Annotated in this window: 14 protein-coding genes; 10 read left to right on the top strand and 4 right to left on the bottom strand. The window is 72.5% G+C overall.

The genetic code is table 11. The features are described from left to right. Nucleotides 1-84: 84 nt before the first annotated feature. Nucleotides 85-648, bottom strand: coding sequence for a 2-oxo-4-hydroxy-4-carboxy-5-ureidoimidazoline decarboxylase (locus PS467_RS18285; protein ID WP_311036185.1), 564 nt, complete (start codon nucleotides 646-648; stop codon nucleotides 85-87). 803 nt (nucleotides 649-1,451) lie between these two features. Here PS467_RS18285 and PS467_RS18280 point away from each other — a divergent pair. The 4 genes from PS467_RS18280 to PS467_RS18265 all read left to right on the top strand — a co-directional run bounded on the left by PS467_RS18280 (nucleotide 1,452) and on the right by PS467_RS18265 (nucleotide 6,470). Then, nucleotides 1,452-3,113, top strand: a complete 1,662-nt coding sequence (locus PS467_RS18280) for a beta-N-acetylhexosaminidase (RefSeq protein WP_311036184.1) — start codon at nucleotides 1,452-1,454, stop codon at nucleotides 3,111-3,113. Nucleotides 3,114-3,531: 418 nt separating this feature from the next. After that, nucleotides 3,532-4,545 carry a DUF4328 domain-containing protein gene (locus PS467_RS18275; protein ID WP_311036183.1) on the top strand — a complete coding sequence of 338 codons (1,014 nt, stop codon included), beginning with the start codon at nucleotides 3,532-3,534 and terminating at the stop codon, nucleotides 4,543-4,545. A 60-nt stretch (nucleotides 4,546-4,605) separates the two neighbouring features. Continuing rightward, a complete protein-coding gene (locus PS467_RS18270; protein ID WP_311039898.1) occupies nucleotides 4,606-5,289 on the top strand; it encodes an RNA polymerase sigma factor in 684 nt (227 codons plus the stop codon). Next, a complete protein-coding gene (locus tag PS467_RS18265) occupies nucleotides 5,289-6,470 on the top strand; it encodes a hypothetical protein (RefSeq protein WP_311036182.1) in 1,182 nt (393 codons plus the stop codon). Before PS467_RS18270 ends, PS467_RS18265 begins: the two co-directional genes overlap by 1 nt. 235 nt (nucleotides 6,471-6,705) lie before the next feature. On the opposite strand, the gene PS467_RS18260 is transcribed toward PS467_RS18265, so the two are convergent. Beyond that, nucleotides 6,706-7,608 (bottom strand): L,D-transpeptidase family protein, encoded by a 903-nt coding sequence (locus tag PS467_RS18260; protein ID WP_311036181.1) that lies wholly within the window; start codon nucleotides 7,606-7,608, stop codon nucleotides 6,706-6,708. Between the two features lie 134 nt (nucleotides 7,609-7,742). On the opposite strand from PS467_RS18260, the gene PS467_RS18255 reads away from it, so the two are divergent. Continuing rightward, nucleotides 7,743-9,332, top strand: coding sequence for an acyl-CoA mutase large subunit family protein (locus tag PS467_RS18255; protein ID WP_311036180.1), 1,590 nt, complete (start codon nucleotides 7,743-7,745; stop codon nucleotides 9,330-9,332). Nucleotides 9,333-10,046: 714 nt separating this feature from the next. Continuing rightward, nucleotides 10,047-10,262, top strand: a complete 216-nt coding sequence (locus tag PS467_RS18250) for a hypothetical protein (RefSeq protein ID WP_268972629.1) — start codon at nucleotides 10,047-10,049, stop codon at nucleotides 10,260-10,262. Here the strand turns inward: PS467_RS18250 and PS467_RS18245 are convergent. Next, nucleotides 10,259-10,972: a B3/B4 domain-containing protein gene (locus PS467_RS18245; protein ID WP_311036179.1), complete on the bottom strand. Its 714-nt coding sequence runs from the start codon at nucleotides 10,970-10,972 to the stop codon at nucleotides 10,259-10,261. The genes PS467_RS18250 and PS467_RS18245 overlap by 4 nt on opposite strands. A 127-nt stretch (nucleotides 10,973-11,099) precedes the next feature. Further along, nucleotides 11,100-11,246: an SCO1431 family membrane protein gene (locus PS467_RS18240; RefSeq protein WP_268972627.1), complete on the bottom strand. Its 147-nt coding sequence runs from the start codon at nucleotides 11,244-11,246 to the stop codon at nucleotides 11,100-11,102. Between the two features lie 150 nt (nucleotides 11,247-11,396). Here PS467_RS18240 and PS467_RS18235 point away from each other — a divergent pair, with 150 nt between their 5' ends. From PS467_RS18235 to PS467_RS18220, 4 genes are all read left to right on the top strand, one after another. Next, nucleotides 11,397-12,800, top strand: a complete 1,404-nt coding sequence (locus PS467_RS18235) for an amidase (protein ID WP_311036178.1) — start codon at nucleotides 11,397-11,399, stop codon at nucleotides 12,798-12,800. A gap of 324 nt (nucleotides 12,801-13,124) precedes the next feature. Continuing rightward, nucleotides 13,125-13,442 carry a hypothetical protein gene (locus PS467_RS18230; RefSeq protein ID WP_311036177.1) on the top strand — a complete coding sequence of 106 codons (318 nt, stop codon included), beginning with the start codon at nucleotides 13,125-13,127 and terminating at the stop codon, nucleotides 13,440-13,442. Further along, nucleotides 13,439-15,526 carry a bifunctional polysaccharide deacetylase/glycosyltransferase family 2 protein gene (locus tag PS467_RS18225; protein ID WP_311036176.1) on the top strand — a complete coding sequence of 696 codons (2,088 nt, stop codon included), beginning with the start codon at nucleotides 13,439-13,441 and terminating at the stop codon, nucleotides 15,524-15,526. The genes PS467_RS18230 and PS467_RS18225 overlap by 4 nt, the downstream gene beginning before the upstream one ends. After that, entirely contained in the window at nucleotides 15,523-16,617 is a 1,095-nt protein-coding gene (locus PS467_RS18220) for an LCP family protein (protein ID WP_432280601.1), read from the top strand. Before PS467_RS18225 ends, PS467_RS18220 begins: the two co-directional genes overlap by 4 nt. Nucleotides 16,618-16,662: the final 45 nt, after the last annotated feature.

The raw sequence follows: 16,662 nt of genomic DNA, 5'->3' as shown, positions 1-16,662 counted from the left end.
ACCGGCCCTGGCCATGGTACCGACGTGCTGTCGGTGGGTTGCTCCTGGGGGCACAGGTGTGATCAATCAAGCACGTACGGGCGATCACGCGATGCGAAACCCGGGCATGTCAGGCGAATGCGGCAGGTTGGCGGCCAGTCGGACGAGCCTGGCGCGGGCGATGCGGCGCAGCTCCTCGGCCGTGTTGTCTCGCTCCTTCTCCCGGTCGTTGCCCAGCCGGTCCCGGATTCCGGTGAGCAGCCGGTCGAGCCGCTCCTCGGGCCGCAGATCATCCAGGCAGATGACGAAAACGTGACCGAAACGATGCTCGTACGCGTCGTGGGCGGCCCGGAGCGCGGTGTGGGCGGCGAGCGCCCCCAGGCCGTGCGCGGGCGGCAGCTCATGGCCGACGACCGACTCGTCCGCGAGCGCCTCGTCCAGATCGGCGGCGGTGAGGTCATAGCTGGCCTCGTCCCCGGCGGCCAGCAGCGCCTCCAGATCGGGGTACGGGCGGTGGGCCGCGATCAGCCGGGCCCAGCGGCGGCTGCCGCAGCAGGAGAGGAACGCGGCCTCGGCCGCGCCGGCGGGGGCGTTGTTGAGCCGGCCGAGGCGGGAAGCCGTGGCGCGGGACCTGGACCTGGACCTGGACAGCGTGGACTCCTCGGACACGCAGTGGACTCCTCGGACACGCGTGGGGCACGCATCGGATCGGGGGCCCGGGGCCGGGGATCCGGGATCGGACGCCCGGGACCGGATGGCCCGGGATGCGTGGGAGACGTGGGCTGGGCGTGTGGGCGGTACACGTTAACGACCTACGGGGGCGGGTGTGGCGCAGGGGACGGGATATCACCCGAACGGGGACGTTTTACTGCACGCGGTGGACGGCATTCGGGGCGCAGAGCGTTTTTCGCCGGGGAACACCCTCGCCTACGGCTTCACCGGGACGCGCCCGGCGGCGCTCAACGAGAGCCGCCCGGACCATCCGGCGGCGCTCACGGGGAGCCACCCGGACCATCCGGTGGCGCTCACGGGGAGCCACCCGGACCGCCCGGCGGCTCGGCCGGGCACCGCCCGGTGGGCTTCGCCGGGCACCCGCCCGGTGGGCTTCGCCGGGCACCCGCCCGGTGGGCCTCGCCGGGAACGGCCTGGTGGGCTTCACCGGGAACGGCCCGGCGGGCTTCACCGGGACGCGCCCGGCGGCGCTCAACGGGAGCCGCCCGGACCATCCGGCGGCGCTCACGGGGAGCCGCCCGGACCGCCCGGCGGCTCGGCCGGGCACCCGCCCGGCGGGCTTCACCGGGCACCCGCCCGGCGGCCTTCCTGGGAACCCGCCCGGTGGGCTTCGCCGGGAACGGCCTGGTGGGCTTCGCCGGGCACCACCCGGCGGCCTTCACCGGGCACCCGCCCGGCGGCCGCCCCGGAAAAACGCCTACAGCGCCTGTGACGGGGAGGGGCGAAGGAGGGACACAGCCATGGGATTGCCGCTCAGAGCCACCAAGGCGTCCTGCGCCCGTGGCCTCATCGCCGGCGCCGCCGTCACCTTCGTCCTGATAGCCCTCGGCTGTCAGCAGACGGGTGCCGGCCGGCACCCGGCCGGCACCGGCACCTCGCCGACGCACGCCTCGGCGCACGCCACACAGCACACCTCCGCACACACCACGACCACCGGCCAGGCGACCACCTCCCCGGCGCGGTCCCCCTCGGGCGCCCCGCCCCGTACCATCCCCTCCGTCCGCGACTTCACCCCGGCCTCGGGCCCCGGCTGGCGGCCCGGCAGTGGCAGCCGGGTGGTGGTCGACCTCCAGGGCCCGCTCGCCGACGAGGCCCGCCTGATCGCCGCCGAGCTGGGGCTGCGTACCGCCTCCGGGACCGCCCACAGCGGTGACCTCTCCCTCGCGCTCGCCCCGAAACAGAGCGGCGGCAAAGAGGCGTACACGCTCACCGTCGACAAGGGCCGCGCCCGGATCACCGGTCCGGGCCAGGCGGGCGTCTTCTACGGCACCCGCACCGTGAAGCAGGCCCTGCGCTCCGGCGGCCGCCTCCCCGAGGGTGTGATCCACGACCGGCCCGCCCGCGCCCAGCGCGGCCTCAACCTGGACATCGCGCGGAAGTTCTTCACGGCCGAGTGGATTCAGGCACGGATGCGCCAGATGGCCGATCTCAAGCTCAACCAGCTGGCCCTGCACTTCTCGGACGATCAGGGTTTCCGCATCCAGAGCAGCACCCATCCCGAGATCGTTTCGGCCCAGCACCTCACCAAGACCCAGGTCCGGCAGATCGTGGCGCTCGGGCAGCGGCTGCACATCACCGTCATCCCGGAGATCGACTCGCCGGGCCACCTCGGCGCGGTCATCAAGGCGCATCCGCAGCTCCAGCTGCGCAACGCCGGCGGCACCACGTTCCAGGGGGCCGTGGACATCTCCAATCCGGCCTCCGCCCGCATCGTCGATCAGCTGATGCGCGAATACGCCCCGCTCTTCCCCGGCCGCTGGTGGCATCTGGGCGCCGATGAGTACCTCGCGCTGACCGTCAAGGACCCCCAGGCGTCGTTCCCGAAGCTCGCGGCCGCCGCGAAGGAGCGGTACGGCCCCAGCGCCCGGGTGCAGGACCTGGCCACCGGCTGGCTGAACGACCGGGCGCGGCTCGCGCGGCAGCTGGGCAAGCGGCCCAAGGCGTGGAACGACGGCTTCTTCGCCGGCGGCGTCGTCAAACCCGACAAGAACATCGAGGTCGAGTACTGGACGGGACGGCTGAAGGAGACCGCCCGGCAGCCGCTGGAGTATCTGAAGGAGGGCCGGAAGGTGGTCAACCTCAACGACGCGTACCTCTACTACGTGCTCGGCGAGCCCGGCGGCTTCACCTATCCGACCGGTGAACGCATTTACGACGAGTGGTCCCCGGCGATCCTGCGCGGCTCCACGCCCATCGCCGACAAGAGCCTGACCGGGCCGGACAGGGTGCTCGGTGCCCGTTTCGCCGTCTGGGGTGACCACCCCGAGGCCCAGACCACCACACAGGTGGCCCAGGGCATCCGGCTGCCGCTCGCGGCGCTGGCCCAGAGGGTGTGGGATCCCGGGAAGCCGCCGCTGAGCTGGTCCGACTTCACCAGGCTGGCCGAGCGGCTCGGGGTCTGAGACGCGTGCCGGGCCTGCTGAGAGGGCGTGCCGCGCGGGCTGGGGCACGTGCTGGGCGGGGCCGAGAGGCGTGCTGGGCGGGCTGAGGCACGTGCTGAGCGGTCTGCGGAGGCTGCTGGGCGGGCTGGGAAAAGAAAGGACGGTCGGGGCCGCCACCCCCCACAGGAGAGGCCCCGACCGTCGTCCAGGGAGAGCCCGCGAAGGGCTCGTACTCCTTACAGCGTCGCACGCTTCGATTCCGTCACACCTCCCCTTGCACGAAAACCGGGGAGTTCACCCCGCGTCCAGGGGCCGGTTCCGCTCTGGACGTGACCGGTCGGATGCCCGTAACGTGCAGGTCCGCGCTCCGGGCGCGGGCAGAGGCTTATTTTCTCGCGTGGTCTGGAGCGGGCCACGTTCCCAGGGGGACTCGAAGACCATGTATCCGTGTGGGAACTGCCGGGCTGTCGCCGTCGGCCCCGACGGGCGCTGTGCCGCATGCGGAACCTACCAGCAGCAGCTCCAGCAGCCGTCGGTCCCGCCGCAGACGCCGCCGATGCCCGGCGGCTACCCGGCGGCCCCGCCGATGGGCATGCCGGCCGGCGGGGTCGATCTGCGGCGCGGCCTTTCCACCACGCTCGTGGTGCTCTTCGGTGTGGTGCTGCCGGCGCTGATCTTCCTGTTCGTGGCGCGCTCCAACCAGTTCGGCGTGCTCGGGGACATGCTCGATGCCATCGAGGGCAAGTCGGTCTCCTTCAGCCAGAGCGACCTCGACGACGCCGATGACATGTTCACCACGGCGCGGATCATCTACTCGCTGATCACCCTCGCGATCGCCGTCGTCTGGGCCATCTGGTTCCGCCGGCTGCGGCTGAACGCCGAGGTCTTCGCACCCGGTCAGCACCGCTTCGGCAGCGGCTGGGCGGCCGGTTCGTGGTTCACCCCGGTGGTCAACCTCTGGTTCCCCAAGCAGATCGCCAACGACATCTGGCGCGCCAGCTCCCCGCAGGGGCCGCACGCGGTCAGCCGCGGTCTGCTCAACGGCTGGTGGGTGACCTGGATCGTCGCGCTGGTCGCCAACGCCATCAGCGGCCTCCGGTACAACATTCTGCGGGCCAAGGTCGAGAGCGATGACTACTCCCCTACTCCCTCCGAGGCCAAGAGCGACATCGAGAGCCTGCACTCCATCCTGGCCTTCGACATGGTCGCCATCATGATCTTCGTCGCCGCCGCGGTCCTCGCGCTGCTGCTGGTCCGGCAGATCACCGCGATGCAGGAGCAGCGGGCCTCGCTGCCGCCGCAGCCGGCCGGCCCGGCGCCGTACGGCATGTCCGCGCCGAACCCGTACGGCGCCCCGGCACCCGGGCCCGCCCCGTATGGTGCTCCCCAGATGCCGCCGACCCCGCCGCCCGGCCAGCCCGGTCAGCAGTACCCGCCCTACGGGCAGGGCTAGCCCGCGGGTACGCCGGAATCGACTGGACCACGGATTCTCCAAGTGGGGCAGGAAGAGAGCGTGCAGGGGGACGACGCGGAACTGACCGCCGCGGTGAGCGCGGCGCAGAAGGGGGACGAGACCGCCTTCCGGACCGTGTACCGGTCCGTGCACCCTCGCCTCCTCGGCTATGTGCGCACGCTGGTCGGTGACGGAGACGCGGAGGACATCACCTCCGAAGCGTGGTTGCAGATCGCGCGCGACCTGCAGCGCTTCAGCGGCGACGCCGACCGCTTCCGGGGCTGGGCGGCCCGGATCGCCCGCAACCGCGCACTGGATCACATACGGATGCGCGGACGCCGCCCGGTCATCGGCGGCGACGAGTCGGAGCTGGAGTTCCGCGCCTCCGACGCGGACACGGCCGGGGAGGCGATGGCGGCCGTCGGCACCGGCCGGGCGCTCGGGCTGATCGCCCAGCTGCCGCAGGACCAGGCCGAGGCGGTGGTGCTCCGGGTGGTCCTCGGCCTCGACGCCAAGAGCGCGGCCGCGGTGCTCGGCAAGCGGCCGGGGGCGGTGCGCACCGCGGCCCACCGGGGCCTGCGGCGGCTCGCCGACCTGATCGGACCGGTGCCCGGGGGCGATCCGGGGGTGCTCGACGGCATCCCGGGGCAACGTGAGTCACACGGCGGCGGCGCAACCAAGCCGGGTGTGGCGAAGTCTGCTGGTGTGACGGATTCACGCGCGCCAACGCAGAAGGACATGTGATGGCCGAAGACCACCGCTACAGCTGGCTGGATGACAGTGCCGCGGAGCGGTTGCTTCGCGGCGAACCGGTCGAGGGGCAGCCCGTGGCCCCCGACGGCCGGGGTGACCAGTCATATGCCGAAGCGGAACGGTTGGCGGCCGTGCTCAGCGCCGTCGCCGACGCGGCCCGCCCCACGGCCCGCGCCGACGCGTCCCCGCTTCCGGGCGAGGACGCGGCCGTGGCCGCCTTCCGGGCGGCCCGCGCCGAGGCGGAGGCCGTGGCCGGGATGGGTACCGTCCGGCGGCTGTGCCGGATCCGGCGGCTCAAGGAGCGGCAGCCGCGGCTGCGCCGCCCGCTGCGCGCGGGCATGGTCGCGGCGGTGGCCGGGTGCGCGCTGAGCGGGTTCGCGGTCGCGGCGGCGGCGGGTGTGCTGCCGACCCCGTTCGGCCAGAGCGACGGCACACCGGGCCCCTCGGTGAGCATGTCGGGGACCGGACCCGGCGGGGTGTCCGCCCGTCCGGAGATCTCGAAGGACGGCGGTACGACGCCCGACCCCAGCGGCTCGTCCGACAACGATGCCAGCGACGTGGGCGCGAACGGCGCCCAGGGCGGAGCGGCCTCCTCCGACCCCGGGGACGACGGCGCGAACAAGGGACAACACAAGGGCGAGAACAAGGGGAACAGCGGCGAGAACGAGGGCAAGGGCGACAGCGGCAAGACGGAGAACCCCTCCTCGAACGGGAGCCCCGGCGTTCCGCAATGGGCCCTCGACGTCTGCACCCGGTATCTGGCGTCGGAGTCCGGCACGGGCGCGGACCTCGACGAGAAGTCGCTGAAGAAGCTGACGAAGGCGGCCGGGGGCGCGTCCGCCATCCATGGCTACTGCACCGAGATCCTCGCCGGGGACAGTGGGGGCGGGCCGCGCACCGACACCGGTTCGGACGGCACCGACACCGGTTCGGACGGCGGTGACGACGCGGGAAATGACGAGGGGGGCGGCGACTCCGCGGCGCCGCCCCCTCCGCCCGACACCACCGATACGCCGAGCGACCCCGGTACCGGCTCGGGTTCCGGCACCGGCACCGACTCCGGCTCCGGCTCCGGCACCACGCCATCGACGCCGGGTGACTCCGTGACGTCGACGGACCCCGTGACATCGACGGGTTCGTCTGCTTCGGCCGACCCCACGACCAGCGGGTGAACGGGTGAGGGCAGAGGCGTCAGCAGCCAGGTGTGACGTTTTTGCGGGTGGTGACGCTGAAAGAAACGGGCCGACTGGTCATCGGCCGCGCGGGAGCCGAGGTTCCCCCCGTACCGACGGCTCCGCGCATCCGGCGCGGGCAGAGCACGTTCCCCCGGCTCTGCCCGCGCCCCTTTCCCGCCCGTGCCGGTCGAGCCGGCCGCGCCGCACGGCTCACCGGCAGCTCACCGGTAGCTCACTTGTAGACCACGACCTTGTCGCCCGCCTTCACCTGGTCGAAGAGTGCGGCGATCTTCTTCTTGTCCCGGACGTTCACACAGCCGTGCGAGGCGCCGCTGTAGCCGCGGGCGGCGAAGTCCGCCGAATAGTGCACCGCCTGGCCGCCGCTGAAGAACATCGCATACGGCATCGGGGTGTCATAGATCGTCGACACATGGTCCCGGCTCTTGAAGTTGACCTGGAACAGCCCCTCCCGGGTCGGGGTGTACTCCGAGCCGAAGCGCACGTCCATCGCCGACACCACCCGGCCGTTGATCATCCAGGCCAGAGTGCGGCTGCTCTTGCTGATGCACAGCACCCGGCCGGTCTTGCACCGCGGATCCGGCTTGGCCAGGGGGAGCGTGGTCGGCGGATACAGCGCGTCGTGGCTGGGCGTCTTGGTCGCCGAGCGCAGTGAGGCCCAGGTGCGCTGGTCCACCGAGCCGGTGGCCGTCAGGCCGTGGCCGCGCTGGTAGGCGCTGACCGACGCCTGCGTGACGGTGCCGAAGTAGCCGGTCGGATTGCGGTGGAAGAGGCCCAGCGCGCGCAGCCGGGCCTGGAGCTCGCGCACGCGGTCCGAGGTGGTGCCGAAGGCGATGACCGGTGGGGCCACCCTCGGCGCGGTGCGCCGTGGTGGGGCGGGCTCGGTGGTGCGCGGTGAGCGCACCACGGCCTTGGCCGAGGGCTCGGCCGTCGGTTCGTGGGTGAAGGTGCGACGCGGCCGGGGCGTCTCCCGCGCGGACGCGCTGGTGTCGGCCCGTGCCCGGGGTCTCTCCTGCCCCCGGCCGTCCACGGTCGTCTCGCCCGCCCGGCACCCCGCGATCAGTGCCGCCGCCGTGGCTGTGGCCAGCGCCGTGCCGACCACCGCTGTCCGGTGCATCCGACCCCCCACTCCACTGATCTTTTGCCCTGAATGCTTCCCGGGGCTGCCACGGGGCGAACCTCGACGCATGCTGTGTAGGAGGCCCCCTAGCGGAAGAGGACCCGGTATCAGCCATCAGGAGGCGTGGACCCATGGCGCGCGAGTCGGAGTCCGGATTCCCCGTCGAGCCGGTGTACGGACCCGGTGCGCTCAGCGGCTGGGACCCGGCCGAGCGGCTGGGCGAGCCGGGCGGGTATCCCTTCACCCGTGGGGTCCATCCCACGATGTACACGGGCCGTCCCTGGACGATGCGGCAGTACGCGGGGTTCGGCACCGCCGCCGAGTCCAACGCCCGCTACCGGCAGCTGATCGAGCACGGCACCACCGGACTGTCGGTGGCCTTCGACCTGCCGACCCAGATGGGCTACGACTCCGACGCCCCCCTCGCCCACGGCGAGGTCGGCAAGGTCGGGGTGGCCATCGACTCGATCGAGGACATGCGGGTGCTGCTGGCGGGCATTCCGCTGGACCGGGTCTCGACCTCCATGACCATCAACGCGCCCGCGGCCCTGCTGCTGCTCCTGTACCAACTCGTCGCCGAGGAGCAGGGCGTGGCCGGCGGTCGGCTGACCGGCACCATCCAGAACGACATCCTCAAGGAGTACATCGCCCGCGGCACCTACATCTTCCCGCCCGGCCCCTCGCTGCGGCTGGTCGCGGACATCTTCAAGTACTGCAAGGCCGAGCTGCCGAAATGGAACACCATCTCGATCTCCGGCTACCACATGGCCGAGGCCGGGGCCTCGCCCGCGCAGGAGATCGCCTTCACACTCGCCGACGGCATCGAGTACGTCCGTACGGCCGTCGCGGCGGGCATGGACGTCGACGACTTCGCGCCCCGGCTCTCCTTCTTCTTCGTCTCCCGCACCACGCTGCTGGAGGAGGTCGCCAAGTTCCGGGCCGCGCGCCGGATCTGGGCGCGGGTGATGCGGGAGGAGTTCCGGGCCCGCGATCCGAAGTCCCAGATGCTGCGCTTCCACACCCAGACCGCCGGCGTCCAACTCACCGCCCAGCAGCCCGAGGTGAACCTCGTACGCGTCGCGGTGCAGGGCCTGGCCGCCGTGTTCGGCGGCACCCAGTCCCTGCACACCAACGCCTTCGACGAGGCCATCGCCCTGCCCACCGACACCTCCGCCCGGCTGGCGCTGCGCACCCAGCAGGTGCTGGCGCACGAGACCGATGTGACGGCGACCGTGGACCCCTTCGCGGGCTCCTACGCCGTCGAGTCGCTCACCGACGCCGTGGAGGAGGCGGCCGTCGGCCTGCTGCGGCGGGTCGAGGACCTGGGCGGTGCCGTGGCCGCCATCGAGCGGAACTTCCAGAAGGAGGAGATCGAGCGCAACGCCTACCGGATCGCCCAGGAGACGGACGCGGGCGAGCGGGTGGTGGTCGGCGTGAACCGCTTCCGGCTGGACGAAGAGGCGCCGTACGAGCCGCTGCGGGTCGACCCGGAGATCGAGGCCCGGCAGCGCGACCGGCTCGCCCGGCTGCGCGCCGAACGCGATCGGTCGGCAGTGGGCGCGGCGCTGTCGTCCCTGCGAAAGGCCGCCGAGAGCGAGCCGGGTACGGCCAATGTGCTGTACCCGATGAAGGACGCGCTCGCGGCGCGGGCCACGCTCGGCGAGGTCTGCGACGCGCTGCGGGAGGTGTGGGGGACGTACCGGCCGGTGGACGCGTTCTGAGGCAGCCGTGACGGCGTGGACGGTGCGAGGGGGGCGGTGCGAGGGGGCAGTCCGCCCACAGCCCCGGCCCCGCGCTTCGCGGGGCCGGGGCTGTGTGGGGCGGGACCGTGTGGGGTCGGGTCGCGGGGTGAATCCGCGTGGGGCCGGGTCTGTGGGGGGTCGGGGCACGGGGCGGGCCGCGAGGGGGCGGGCCGTGCGGTGTGGCGCATCGCCAGGGGGTGGGCCGCGCGGTGTGGTGCACCGCTAGGGAGCGGGCCGCGCGGTGTGGTGCACCGCGAGGGGGTGGGCCGTGCGGTGTGGTGCACCGCTAGGGGGTGGGCCGTGCGGTGTGGTGCACCGCTAAGGAGCGGGCCGTGCGGTGTGGCGCATCGCCAGGGGCGGGTCTGTGGGGTCGGGTCGCGTGGGTCGGGCCGTGCGGTGTGGCGCATCGCCAGGGGCGGGTCTGTGGGGTCGGGTCGCGTGGGTCGGGCCGTGCGGTGTGGCGCATCGCCAGGGGCGGGCCGTGCGGTGTGGTGTACCGCCAGGGGCGGGCCGCGCGGTGTGGTGTACCGCCAGGGGTGGGCCGTGGGTGTGGCGCACCGCTAGGGAGCGGCCGTGCGGTGTGGCGCATCGCCAGAGGGCGGCCGTGGGTGTGGCGCACCGCCAGGGCTGGGCAGGGTCGCCGGGGCTGGTCGTCCCGGGCTCGTTGTCAGGGGTGTGGGTGACACTGGAGCCATGTCGTCGTCACCCCGCCGCACCTGCCCGGTCTGCACCCGTGAGATCGCGGTCGTCGGCGGGCGCTTCGCCCGCCACGACCCGCCGGGGCGGCGCGCCGGCTATGAGCTGATCTCCTGCCCCGGCTCGCGGCGGATGGCGCCGCTGCTCACCACCCCGCCGAAGCTGTTCGGGGAGGACGAGCCGCCCACGCCGGGGCAGCAGGCGCTGTTCTAGGCGGCGCCCAGCAGCCTGGCGGCGATCGTCACCCCCGGGCTGGAGTCCGTCAGCGCCTCCATGAGCTGATCACCGGCGGCCTTCAGCGCGGTGTCGTCCATCGGGCCCAGCGCGTCCAGCACGAACATCGCCCGGGTGGTGTCGTGGGTGAGCCGGGTGCGGGTGCACTGGCGCCAGTTCCAGCGGCGGCAGGTGACGCCCGCGTCGTCCCGCCACACCACCTCGCCGGGCGCCGGGTGCTCCACCACGGGCTCGCCCCCGGCCGTCGTCTCGAAGGTCTCGTCGCCCTCGGCGCGCACGAGCCGGGCCGCGCCCACGTAATGGGAGAGGTCCTCGCCGCCCAGCGGGATCACATGCCCGACCGAGATCGCGTTGTAGATGTCGGTCAGCCGGTCCACCCGGGGCAGTCCGGCGGACACCCGGCGCAGCAGCGCCTCCGCGCTGGGCCGGGTGCGCTGCGGCTTCGCCCCGAAGGCGCGGAACGCCTCCCGCCAGGCGGCCAGATGCGGATGCTCCTCCACCGGCCCGTCCCCGAACCGCTCCCGCGCCGCCGACTCGGCATCGGCCAGCAGCCGCTCGCTCAGTTCGTCGCTCGGGCCGGGGCGCAGCCCCTCGGCGGTGATGAGCAGCGCGCGGTAGTCCGGGCGCAGGGCGTGCACCGCGGGGTCGATGGCGGCGGAGTCCAGCCAGCCTGCGGTGTCGGTCGTCATGTCTCTCCTCGGGCCGGTACTGCCGTTCAGGTGGTCCAATATGCCATACGGCAGAGTGCAGTGTGATGTACGGCCGTGTGCAGTCGGCGTGCGTACGTACCGGCGTTCGTGGTGTGACCGCGTACCGCTAGAACAGCCCGAGCTGGACGGTGAGCATCGCGAGGACGACGACGAGGGCCCAGCCGCACAGGTGCTCCACCAGGTGGTCGTGGTCGTCGGAGGGGCCTCCGGTGCGGGAGTGGGGGCCCGTGCGGCGCGCCGCGATGTCGGTCATGCGGGTGTCCTCTGTGCTCAGCGATGATCGTGATGCAAGTGGTGAACGTGGTGAAAGTTGAGTAAACAGGTCATCACCGGTGCCCAGGGTGCGCGGAGAAGCCACCTGCGGTAAAGGGGAAGTGGCCGAACTCACCCGAGGAGGTCCCCGGTGACCAGCGTCATTCCCAAGGGTCTCGGCGAGAGGGTCCGCGCCCTGGCCGGCGGCGAGGTGACCTCCCGCGCACTGGTCGAGCAGGCGCTCGAGCGCATCGCCGAGACGCAGCCCACGCTGAACGCGTTCCGCCGCGTCCGGGCCGAGGCCGCCCTGCGCGAGGCGGCCGAGGCCGACCGGCGGCTGGCGGCGGGGGAGCGGCTGCCGCTGCTCGGGGTGCCGATCGCGGTCAAGGACGACACGGACGTGGCGGGCGAGCCGACCGCCTTCGGCTGCTGCGGCGACTTCCCGGCCAAGGCGGCGGACGGCGAGGCGGTACGGCGGCTGAGGGCGGCCGGGGCGGTGATCGTCGGCAAGACCAACACCCCCGAGCTGGGCCAGTGGCCGTTCACCGAGGGCCCCGCCTTCGGCGACACCCGTAACCCCTGGAACCCGGCGTACACCCCCGGCGGCTCCTCCGGTGGCGCGGCGGCCGCCGTCGCCGCCGGTCTCGTCCCCGCCGCGCTCGGCTCCGACGGCGCGGGCTCGATCCGCATCCCCGCCGCCTGGACGCACCTCATCGGCATCAAGCCCCAGCGCGGCCGGATCTCCACCTGGCCGGACGTGGAGTCCTTCAACGGCATCACCTGCATGGGCCCGCTGGCCCGTACGGTCGCCGACGCGGCACTGTTGCTGCATGTCGCGAGCGGCAACTGCGAGGGGGATCTGCACTGCCCGGAGCCGGTGGATGTGCTGTCCGCCGTGGAACGCGATCCGGGGCGGCTGCGCATCGCCTTGTCGTTCAAGACGGCCTTCACGGGTACGCCGAAGAAACTGGACCCCGTCGTACGGACCTCGGTCGTCCGGCTCGCCGAGCGGCTGACGGCCCTCGGTCACGAGGTCGTGGCGGCCGAACCGCGCTACGGGCTGGTGGGCCTCTCCTTCCTGCCGCGCGCCACCGCCGGGCTCATGGAATGGTCCGGCCGCGTCCCCGACCCGCTCCTGCTGGACGTCCGCACCCGCTCCGCCGCCCGCAACGGCCGCCTGTTGGGCGGCGCCGCGCTGCGGTGGGCGCGGGCGCACGAGGAGTCGTTGCAGCGCCAGGTCGGGGCGATCTTCCAGCGCTTCGACGTCGTCCTCTCCCCGACGACGGCCACACCGCCGCTGCGGATCGGGGCCATGGCCCGGCTGTCGAGTTGGCAGACCGACCGCGCGATGATCGCGGCGTGCCCGTACGCCTGGCCGTGGAACGTGCTGGGCTGGCCCGCGATGAACGTCCCCGCCGGGTTCGCCGACCCCGAGGGCACGCTGCCCCTCGGCGCGCAGTTCCTCGGTCCGGCGGGCAGTGAGCCCATGCTCATCTCGCTGGCGGCTCAGCTGGAGGCCGATCAGCGGTGGTACGAGCGCTGGCCTTCGCTTTAGCCGGGACCGGGTCGGGACCGGGTCGGTGCTGGTGCTGCCGGGGTCGCTGGAACGGTTCCCGGGGCCGCTGGCACGCTCCGCCGGCCGGTGCGTACCGTCGCCGTGCCCGCCGTGAGCCTTGTCTCATTTACGCCGCCTCCCCAACTCGCCGCCGACGGGCGCCGGTGAAGGTATCTGGCCCCCTGTGTCGGAGATGTCCGCCGGGTGGGCGGCCCCGGCGGTCTTCTGAGCAAGAAAGACCAGGTCAGGGCTACCTCTGGTAACGGGGAGCGCGGTGTTCCGGTAAGTCGGGGGCACGCGTACTCATCGCTACACTTCCGCCACATGGTGAAGACGGTGGCCGAAAAGAGACGGCGGAGAAAACAAACCGGGCAGATTTTCGTCAACGCCTCCGGCGGACGGCGCGGACTTCTGGCCCTCGCGGCCCTGGCGGTCGGCTGTGCCTGCCTCGGTTATCTGCTGCTTCTGGTCGCGGCGCTGTCCGGGGTGCTGTGGCAGGACGACACGGAGCCGCCGAGGACCGCCGAGCGGTCCACCACCGGCAGCGCCCCCACCACTCGCCCCTGGCCCGGTGCGGACTCCGGCGACACGGTTTCCGCGCCCCTTGTCGTCGCCGCGCCGTCCGGAGGCGCCTCCTGGTGAGTCCCCGGCACGCACTCCGCCCCGAACCGCGCGGCCACTGGCTGCTGCTGATCATCGTGGTCTCCGCGGTCGCCGCCGCTCTGGTCTTCGAAGGCTGGACGACCCACGAGGTCGCCTCCGAACAAACCCGCCGGCCCTGTACGAAGCCCGTACCGAAGGCAGCCGACACCGGGAAGCTGGTGGTGCGCATCGGAGACGGCACGGTGCAGACGGCCGGTATGCCGGCCCGCACCGTCGCCCTCACCTTCGACGGAGGCCCCGACCCCGAGTGGACCCCGCGCCTGCTGGATCTGCTGCGTGCGCACCACGCGCACGCCTCCTTCTTCCTCTCCGGCGCGCAGGCGGTCCGCCACCCGGAGCTGGTGCGGCGGATCCGCGCCGAGGGGCATGAGATCGGCTCGCTCACCTACACCGGCTCCGATCTGGGCTCGGCCTCGGCCCTGCGCACCCGGCTGGAGCTGTCCCTCACCCAGACCGCGCTCGCGGGCACCGCCGGTGTGCACACCAAACTCCTGCGGCTGCCCTTCACCACCCAGGCCGACACGCTGTGCGGCGGCGAGTGGACGGCCGCCCGGCGCGCCGCGGCGCAGGGCTATCTCCTGGTCGCGGCCGACCGGCCGCTCCGGAAGCCGGAGCGGGGCGTCGTACGGCAGTACAGCCAGGACGACACCGGCTACAGCGAGGTGAAGAAGCTCCTCGGGAACCGGAGGATCGAGAAGTTCGCCACGGTCTCCGAAGGACTCGGCGGACCCCCGGTCAACACCCCGGTGTCGACCGTCAGCCGCTGGCAGGGCGAGGCGCTGATCCAGGTCCAGGGCATCGGGCACACCTTCGTCCGGGCCATGGCCTGGGTGCTCGGCGTCGCGGGCGCGCTGGCCCTGCTGCGGCTGCTGCTGCTCGTCTTCTTCGCACGGGCCCATGTGCGGCGCCTCCGCCGCTTCCGGCCCGGTTCGCCCTGGCTGCGGGAGGTGAACGACCCGGTGACGGTGCTCATCCCCGCGTACAACGAGGAGGCGGGCATCGAGTCGACGATCCACTCGCTGCTGGCCTCGACCCATCAGCAGCTCGAGATCATCGTGGTCGACGACGGCTCCACGGACCGGACCGCGGACCTCGCCGCCCGGATCGACGACCCCCGGGTGAGGGTGGTCCGGCAGCCCAACGCCGGCAAGGCGGCCGCCCTCAACACCGGCCTGGCCCACGCCCACCACGACATCGTGGTGATGGTCGACGCCGACACCGTCTTCGAACCGGACGCCATCCACCAGCTCATCCAGCCGCTGGCCCATCCGGCCATCGGCGCCGTCAGCGGCAACACCAAGGTCGGCAACCGCCGTCGGCTGCTGGGCAGGTGGCAGCACCTGGAGTACGTCTTCGGGTTCAACCTCGACCGCCGGATGTTCGAGGTGCTGGAGTGCATGCCGACGGTCCCCGGTGCCATCGGGGCCTTCCGGCGGGACGCGCTGATGGGCGTCGGCGGGGTCAGCGAGGACACCCTCGCCGAGGACACGGACCTCACCATGGCGCTGTGGCGGGCCGGCTGGCGGGTGGTCTACCAGGAGACCGCCGTCGCCTGGACCGAGGTGCCCACCTCCCTGCGCCAGCTGTGGCGTCAGCGGTACCGCTGGTGCTACGGCACGCTCCAGTCCATGTGGAAGCACCGCCACGCCGTCGTGGAGGTCGGACCCGCCGGACGCTTCGCCCGCCGCGGACTGCCCTACCTCTTCCTCTTCCAGGTCGCGCTGCCGCTGATCGCGCCCATCGTGGACGTCTTCGCCCTGTACGGCGTGCTCTTCGCCGACCCCGTGGAGTCGATCGGGGTGTGGCTCGTCTTCCTCGTGATGCAGCTGCTCGGCGCCGGATACGCGCTGCGGCTGGACAAGGAGCGGCTGACGGCGCTGTGGGCGATGCCCTTGCAGCTCTTCGTCTACCGGCAGCTGATGTACCTGGTGATCATCCAGTCCGTGGTCAGCGCGCTGTTCGGCACCCGGCTGCGCTGGCACCGCATCCAGCGTTCCGGTTCGGCCGGCGACCAGCTGACCGTCGATCCGGCAGAGCGCCGCGAGAGTCTGTCGTCCACATGAGCGGGGGAGGGAGCACCACCGTGTCGAACAACCACTGGCCCGTCGACGGCGGATACGGCTACGACGGCTACGACGACGAGGGCGGTCACGGCGGCGGAGAGGCCGTACCCCGCCGCCGGTGGCCCCGGCGGCTGCGGCGCACGGTGGTCGTCCTGCTCGCCGTGGTCCTGATCGGGGGTGCCGCCACGTACGGCTGGGCCTGGTCCAAGCTCAACACCGAGGTCGACCTGAGCAAGGTGGAGGACCGCCCCCCGAAAGGCGAGGGCACCAACTACCTCATCGTGGCCTCCGACAGCCGTGACGGCCTCTCCCAGCAGGACAAGAAGAGCCTGCACACCGGATCGGCCGAGGGCCGCCGCACGGACTCGATGATGCTGCTGCACACCGGCGCCCACGGCACCACGATGATGAGCCTGCCGCGCGACTCCTGGGTGACCCTCCCGCCGTTCACCTACCCCATGACCGGCAAGCGTCCCGGTCCGTCGAAGAACAAGCTCAACGCCGCGTTCTCGCTGGGCGGCCCCGATCTGCTGGTGCGGACCATCGAGTACAACACCGGGCTGCGGATCGACCACTACGCGGAGATCGGCTTCGCCGGCTTCGTGAACGTGGTCGACTCGGTGGGCGGCGTCCGGATGTGCCTGGACAAGCCCATCGAGGACGAGAAGTCGGGCGCGAACCTGAGGCGGGGCTGCCAGACCCTCGACGGCAGGCAGGCGCTGGCCTTCGTCCGCCAGCGCCACCAGGAGGCCAACGGCGACCTCGGGCGCAGCCAGAACCAGCAGAAGTTCCTGTCCGCGCTCGCGAAGCAGGCCGCGCGGCCGGGCCAGGCCCTCGTCCCGTGGAAGGTCTTCCCGACCGTGGGCGCGGGCCTGGACACGCTCATCGTGGACAAAGACATGGACCTGCGCACGCTGATGTCGATGTTCGAGGCCATGAGGGGCGTCTCGAGCGGTGACGGCAGCCGACTGAACGTCCCCGTGGCCAGGACGGACTTCGCGACGTCCAAGGGCAGCGCGGTGAAGTGGGACGAGAAGCGGGCGAAGCGGCTGTTCGCGCGGCTGCGGAACGATCAGCCGGTGGGCTCCTGAAGCGGGCGCGGCCGGTACCGGGTCCGCGCTGCCGACGTGCCGTGC

It is taken from the genome of Streptomyces luomodiensis, assembly GCF_031679605.1.
Lineage (GTDB): Bacteria > Actinomycetota > Actinomycetes > Streptomycetales > Streptomycetaceae > Streptomyces > Streptomyces luomodiensis.
This window is presented reverse-complemented; position numbering and strand designations above follow the sequence as displayed.

Excerpts from the sequence above, each read along its gene's own strand:
- PS467_RS18275 (WP_311036183.1), top strand. The coding sequence starts at position 3,532 with ATGTATCCGTGTGGGAACTGCCGGGCTGTCGCCGTCGGCCCCGACGGG.
- PS467_RS18230 (WP_311036177.1), top strand. The coding sequence starts at position 13,125 with ATGGTGAAGACGGTGGCCGAAAAGAGACGGCGGAGAAAACAAACCGGG.
- PS467_RS18255 (WP_311036180.1), top strand. The coding sequence starts at position 7,743 with ATGGCGCGCGAGTCGGAGTCCGGATTCCCCGTCGAGCCGGTGTACGGA.
- PS467_RS18260 (WP_311036181.1), bottom strand. The coding sequence starts at position 7,608 with ATGCACCGGACAGCGGTGGTCGGCACGGCGCTGGCCACAGCCACGGCG.
- PS467_RS18265 (WP_311036182.1), top strand. The coding sequence starts at position 5,289 with ATGGCCGAAGACCACCGCTACAGCTGGCTGGATGACAGTGCCGCGGAG.
- PS467_RS18250 (WP_268972629.1), top strand. The coding sequence starts at position 10,047 with ATGTCGTCGTCACCCCGCCGCACCTGCCCGGTCTGCACCCGTGAGATC.
- PS467_RS18280 (WP_311036184.1), top strand. The coding sequence starts at position 1,452 with ATGGGATTGCCGCTCAGAGCCACCAAGGCGTCCTGCGCCCGTGGCCTC.
- PS467_RS18220 (WP_432280601.1), top strand. The coding sequence starts at position 15,523 with ATGAGCGGGGGAGGGAGCACCACCGTGTCGAACAACCACTGGCCCGTC.
- PS467_RS18245 (WP_311036179.1), bottom strand. The coding sequence starts at position 10,972 with ATGACGACCGACACCGCAGGCTGGCTGGACTCCGCCGCCATCGACCCC.
- PS467_RS18240 (WP_268972627.1), bottom strand. The coding sequence starts at position 11,246 with ATGACCGACATCGCGGCGCGCCGCACGGGCCCCCACTCCCGCACCGGA.